The organism is Porphyromonas sp. HMSC065F10 (genome assembly GCF_001808555.1).
Classification (GTDB): Bacteria; Bacteroidota; Bacteroidia; order Bacteroidales; family Porphyromonadaceae; genus Porphyromonas_A.
Genome location: NZ_KV793748.1, coordinates 39,062 through 43,920, shown reverse-complemented (window position 1 = coordinate 43,920; position 4,859 = coordinate 39,062). Strand labels below are relative to the sequence as shown.

At 60.2% G+C, this 4,859-nt stretch carries 6 protein-coding genes; 4 read left to right on the top strand and 2 right to left on the bottom strand.

The annotated features are described in order from the left end of the window. Positions 1-73: 73 nt before the first annotated feature. From HMPREF2890_RS01235 to HMPREF2890_RS01220, 4 genes are all read left to right on the top strand, one after another. Entirely contained in the window at positions 74-1,135 is a 1,062-nt protein-coding gene (locus HMPREF2890_RS01235) for a S24 family peptidase (protein WP_148130638.1), read from the top strand. Next, positions 1,132-1,758, top strand: a complete 627-nt coding sequence (locus HMPREF2890_RS01230; protein ID WP_070464219.1) for an HAD family hydrolase — start codon at positions 1,132-1,134, stop codon at positions 1,756-1,758. The genes HMPREF2890_RS01235 and HMPREF2890_RS01230 overlap by 4 nt, the downstream gene beginning before the upstream one ends. Further along, positions 1,751-2,374 (top strand): IMPACT family protein, encoded by a 624-nt coding sequence (locus tag HMPREF2890_RS01225; protein ID WP_070464216.1) that lies wholly within the window; start codon positions 1,751-1,753, stop codon positions 2,372-2,374. The genes HMPREF2890_RS01230 and HMPREF2890_RS01225 overlap by 8 nt, the downstream gene beginning before the upstream one ends. Before the next feature lie 132 nt (positions 2,375-2,506). Further along, positions 2,507-3,079, top strand: coding sequence for a 30S ribosomal protein S16 (locus HMPREF2890_RS01220; protein ID WP_070464214.1), 573 nt, complete (start codon positions 2,507-2,509; stop codon positions 3,077-3,079). A 271-nt stretch (positions 3,080-3,350) separates the two neighbouring features. Here the strand turns inward: HMPREF2890_RS01220 and hpf are convergent, their stop codons facing one another. Both hpf and HMPREF2890_RS01210 read right to left on the bottom strand, forming a co-directional pair. Beyond that, the gene (hpf, locus tag HMPREF2890_RS01215) at positions 3,351-3,650 is read right to left on the bottom strand and encodes a ribosome hibernation-promoting factor, HPF/YfiA family (protein ID WP_070464212.1); all 300 of its coding nucleotides are present in this window, start codon (positions 3,648-3,650) and stop codon (positions 3,351-3,353) included. Positions 3,651-3,677: 27 nt separating this feature from the next. Beyond that, positions 3,678-4,604: a tyrosine-type recombinase/integrase gene (locus HMPREF2890_RS01210; protein WP_070464210.1), complete on the bottom strand. Its 927-nt coding sequence runs from the start codon at positions 4,602-4,604 to the stop codon at positions 3,678-3,680. Between the last annotated feature and the right edge of the window lie 255 nt (positions 4,605-4,859).

Sequence of the window (4,859 nt, the reverse complement as noted above, 5' to 3'; positions counted from 1 at the left end):
AAGCCCGAATCTCGAAAGTGACGCCGCAGATGCGGTATTATGCAAAGGTCTCGCAATAGACACCCGACTACCTATGGCAATGACACAAGATCCCGATACCTTCACGGTACGTAAGGAGCAGCACGACCGGATGGTCCAGGCTTACGACTACCTCCGGTCGCATAACTTTGTGGAGACGACCGATGATGTGGCTCTCCGTATGGGGGTCAATAGGAGCTCCATCCGCTCGGCCCTCTCGCGCGGGGGGACCTATATGTCGGTCAATCTGATCGACGGCTTCCTCGAGGCGTTTGACGGGATCTTCTCCCGCGCCTGGCTCGTTGATGGGGAGGGGGAGATGCTTGCGGGAGGGGAGCTCTTCTCCACCTCACCGCACCCTACGCGTAGCGATCGAGTGACTTATATCATGGAGCAGGAGGGGCTGACCTATGGCGAGATGACGAAGGAGGTGGGGCTGAGCAATGCGTCTACGCTCTTCCGCATCACCCGCTACGGACAGCGCCCACAGGATGCGACGCTGGATAAGATCCTCCGACGCTTCCCCCGCTACCGGAGGGAGTGGCTCTATGCCGGCATAGAGCCGATGCTCAGCGCTCAGGAGCAGACTGATGAGGCGACAGCGAGCCCGATGGAGATCCTCGATGAGGAGGCCCTCGCCAAGAGTACCGCCCTCCCATACCACCCCTCGCAGACGATGCGCTTCCCTCTCGTGGAGGATCCAGCCGTCGCCGGCACGCTGACCAGCTTTGGCGACCCCGACCCCGATGGGGTACGGATGATCGAGGTGCCGGTGGACCGCCACTACCGGGGCATCTACCGGATATTCACGGTGCAGGGCGACTCGATGGACGATGGCTCCAGTAAGAGCCTCTCTGAGGGGGACCGCGTGCTGGCGCGCAGTGTCGACAGGGACTACTGGCTCGATGGGCTCCACACGCGCGACTGGCTCTACTTCATCTTCGTCACCCGCTCTGAGGGGATCGTCATCAAGCAGGTGGTCGGTCAGGACCCTCGGCAGGGACTCTTCAAGCTCCACTCGCTCAACCCCTTCTACCACGACTTTGACCTCCACGTGGAGGAGGTGGTGGCTATATATAATGTCATCGAGATCGTCTCTCGTCGCCTGACCGTATGAGTATCCGGAACATCATCTTTGACCTCGGCGGTGTGCTCCTAATTGACCGCCCCGCTGAGAGCATCCGGCGCTTCGACCGGCTCGGCTTCGTCGAGGCGCGCGGGCTCCTCTCACCCTATCCCGAGGAGGGGCTATTCCCCGACTTAGAGGTCGGTCGGATCTCCAAGGAGCAGTTCCGCGACATCGTCCGCACCACCTACGGTCGCGACCTCACCATCGATGAGATCACCTGGGCGCTTGCCGGCTATGCGGGCGAGGTGGAGCTCTACAAGCTGGATCACCTCCGCACACGGCTGAGTGGCTACCGCCTCTTCCTCGCCACGAATACGAATGCCTTCCTCTACGACCTCTACCGCTCGCCCCACTTCCTCCCCTCGGGCGAGTCACTAGAGTGCTACTTCGAGCGATGCTACGCCTCCCACCTCCTCCAAATCAAGAAGCCCGACCCTCGCTTTTACCACCTTATCTTGGACGAAAACCACCTCGACCCCCGGGAGACCCTCTACATCGATGATCGGGAGGAAAATGTGACTGCTGCCCGGGTGCTGGGGCTGACCACCCTCCGCCCGGCGAATGGGACCGACTGGCGTCCCGCCCTGGAGAGACTGCTGTCCCATGAGTGAGCCCAGCCCCATCACCTCCTACCGCACCCTCACGGCCGAGGGTGCCGGTCTCTACACTGAGCTGCGAAGTCGCTTCATCTCGCGCGCCGTCCCTGTGGAGACGGTCGAGGAGGCCATGGCGGTGATCGAGGAGGAGCGGGCAAAGTACCACGATGCGCGCCACTGCTGCTGGGCTTATGTGGTGGGCATACGGGAGCGTGAGGAGCGATGCAGCGACGACGGTGAGCCCTCCTCCACGGCCGGCAAGCCGATCCTCGGGCGCATCCATGCCCTCGGCCTGACCGGGGTGGTGGTTACCGTGACCCGCTACTTCGGTGGCAAGCTCCTCGGCACCTCCGGCCTGATCGTCGCCTACCGCACCGCCGCCGAGCTTGCCCTCGCCGATGCGCCTCACGAGGAGGTGCTCCTCACCACACCCCTCACCCTCCACTTCCCCTACGACAAGATCAATCCCGTGATGATGCTCCTGCGGGACCACGAGGTGGAGACGATCGACTCCACCTCTGACCTCGAGGGCTACATCTGGCAGGTGGCCGTGGAGGACGCGCGGCTACCACTCTTCCTCGAGGCAGCCAAGCTGCACTACTACCTGCGGATCGATCAGGCAGAGGAGTGACATCGCCGGCTGCGGACCTTGGATGCGAGGGCGAAAAGTCGTACCTTTGCCCTTGCGTTTCACCTCCAGGGTCGAGAACCTCTCGGAGAGACCGTGGGACGCATCGTACACTTATTTTTATCCCCATAGATTATGGCAACAGTTATCAGACTGCAGAGACACGGTCACAGAGCCTATGCTTTTTACTCGATCGTCGTCACACACCGTAGAGCACCGCGCGATGGTCGCTTCATCGAGAAGCTCGGCACCTACAACCCCAATAACGATCCCGCTGTCGTGGATCTCAACTTTGAGCGCGCACTCTACTGGATCGAGCAGGGTGCACAGCCCTCAGATACCGTACGAAGCATCCTCTCCCGCGAGGGCGTGATGATGATGAAGCACCTCCGTGGAGGTGTCCGCAAGGGCGCATTCAGCGAGGAGGAGGCTCAGAAGCGCTTCGACGACTGGATGAAGGCTAAGAAGAGCACCTACGAGAGCGAGAAGGAGAAGGTCGAGGCCGCCAAGCGCGACAGCGCCAAGAAGCTCCTCGAGGCTGAGCGTAAGATCAATGAGGCTCGCGCCAAGGCCATCTCCGAGAAGGAGGCCGAGGCCAAGAAGGCTGCCGAGGAGGCTGCCGCTGCCCAGGCTGCTGAGGAGGCTCCCGCAGCTGAGGAGGCTCCCGCCGAGGAGGCCGCTGCTCCTGAGGCACCTGCCGCAGAGTAAGTCACCCCGACTTAGGGCACACTGAGACCTTTGCATAATACCCCATCTGTGGCGTCACATTCGAGATTCGGGCTTGGTTATGTGCGTAAGCACACTCCCCTCGCCCTCACTCTCAGTTCCTTGCATCTGTGGTATTCTGCAAAGTCCCTGCCGAAAAAGCGGTGCTTTTTCGACTAAAGACCATTTTGCAAAGGTCTTACAATATCAGAGGGCGGATCGCACAGTCGTGCGGTCCGCCCTCTACTTATATCTATATATGGCGTGGGGGCAATTAGCGACCTGAGATGCGGTCCTTCAGCTTCTTCAGCTGGATCTCGAGCGCCTCGCACGCCTCGTCAGCAGCCTGCTCAAAGGTATCTGCTGTCTTCTCGGAGAAGAGGTCGGGCCCCTTGACGGAGAGGGTGATGCGGACCTTCTTATTGCGCTTTGTCTCCGGCTTGATCAGCGTCATGACTACCTCTGCATCTAAGATATCAGCATAGTAGCGCTCCAGCTTTTCGACCTTGGTGGTGACAAAATTCTGCAGGTCGTTGGAGGCCTTGAAGTCTACGTCTTGGATCTTTACGTTCATAATAATCGTAAGTGATTGGTTGGTGAGTTATTCCTTGTGAGGCTTGTGCGCCCTGGGGTGGGCACGATACATCCTCTGCAGTTCCTCAAAGGTGGTGTGGGCGTATATCGACGTGGTGGAGACCTCCTCGTGACCGAGGAGCTCCTTGACGCTCATCAGTCCTGCGCCGTCATTGAGAAGCGCCGTGGCGAAGCTGTGCCTCAGCACGTGAGGGCTCTTCCGGGAGTAGCCGGAGAGGGGCTCGAGGGCCTCCCTGACGTAGCTGTAGAGCTGGCTGGCGCTGACCGGTGTCCCTCGCTCGGTGGTGAGGAAGTGCGTCTCCTCCGGACGCGTTCTGCGGTCCCTGTAGGACAAATATAGGGCTATTTTCTGATCAAGCAAAGGACCGAAGGGGATATGTCGCTCCTTATTTCGCTTACCAATGACGCGCAGCCTCTGCCCAGGTCGATCGATGTCGGTGAGCTGCAGACTGCGCACCTCCGCTGACCGCATACCGGTCTGGAAGAGTAGGTCGGTCACAAAGGCGATCAGGAAGAGGTGGTCCCGATCCTCCTCCCGCTCTGCCGTCTCGGCATCGCCGTAGAGGCGATCGATCCGGCTGACAAGGGTGTCAGCATCGACGAAGGGTGGCAGGCTGCGCTCCATCTTAGGTAGCTGCACGGCGGCAAAGGGGTCACTCTCCACCACCTCCTGCTTGAGGAGGTAGGTAAAGAACGTGCGCAGCGAGGAGAGCCGCCGATGGACCGTCCGAGGGCTGTCCCCCCGCTCCATCAGCTGCATCGCCTGTCGCCGAGCACTCCTCAGGTCGATCGCCCGGAGAGCCTCCGGCACCGGCTCCACACCGCAGGTCTCACCCCATATCTCCAGGTCGCGCCGGTAGGCGGCGATCGTGTGGGGTGAGGCGCCACGCTCGTAGGTGAGGTAGTCGACGAAGTCCTGTATCAGGTCGCTCATGCTGCTTGTCTATACGCTTGCGAGAGTCCCATGGTGGAGCTCTCATCACACGATAAATATAGTGACAAATATCGAGACGCTCCATTGCCCTCTCACCACCGCCCTTTCTCTGGGAGAAATCTAATACCGGTAAAAGAAAACTCTAATACCGATATTAGTCGCGCCTAATATCGGTATTAGATATCCGCCTCCTCGGGCATCCGGTCGGGCGACCCCTTAGGAGGTGCCCGTGCCGTCCCCTTATGCGATGCTCAA

Bases quoted from the DNA above. Each gene is read 5' to 3' on its own strand.
- HMPREF2890_RS01225 (WP_070464216.1), top strand. From the start codon at position 1,751: ATGAGTGAGCCCAGCCCCATCACCTCCTACCGCACCCTCACGGCCGAG.
- hpf (WP_070464212.1), bottom strand. From the start codon at position 3,650: ATGAACGTAAAGATCCAAGACGTAGACTTCAAGGCCTCCAACGACCTG.
- HMPREF2890_RS01210 (WP_070464210.1), bottom strand. From the start codon at position 4,604: ATGAGCGACCTGATACAGGACTTCGTCGACTACCTCACCTACGAGCGT.
- HMPREF2890_RS01235 (WP_148130638.1), top strand. From the start codon at position 74: ATGGCAATGACACAAGATCCCGATACCTTCACGGTACGTAAGGAGCAG.
- HMPREF2890_RS01230 (WP_070464219.1), top strand. From the start codon at position 1,132: ATGAGTATCCGGAACATCATCTTTGACCTCGGCGGTGTGCTCCTAATT.
- HMPREF2890_RS01220 (WP_070464214.1), top strand. From the start codon at position 2,507: ATGGCAACAGTTATCAGACTGCAGAGACACGGTCACAGAGCCTATGCT.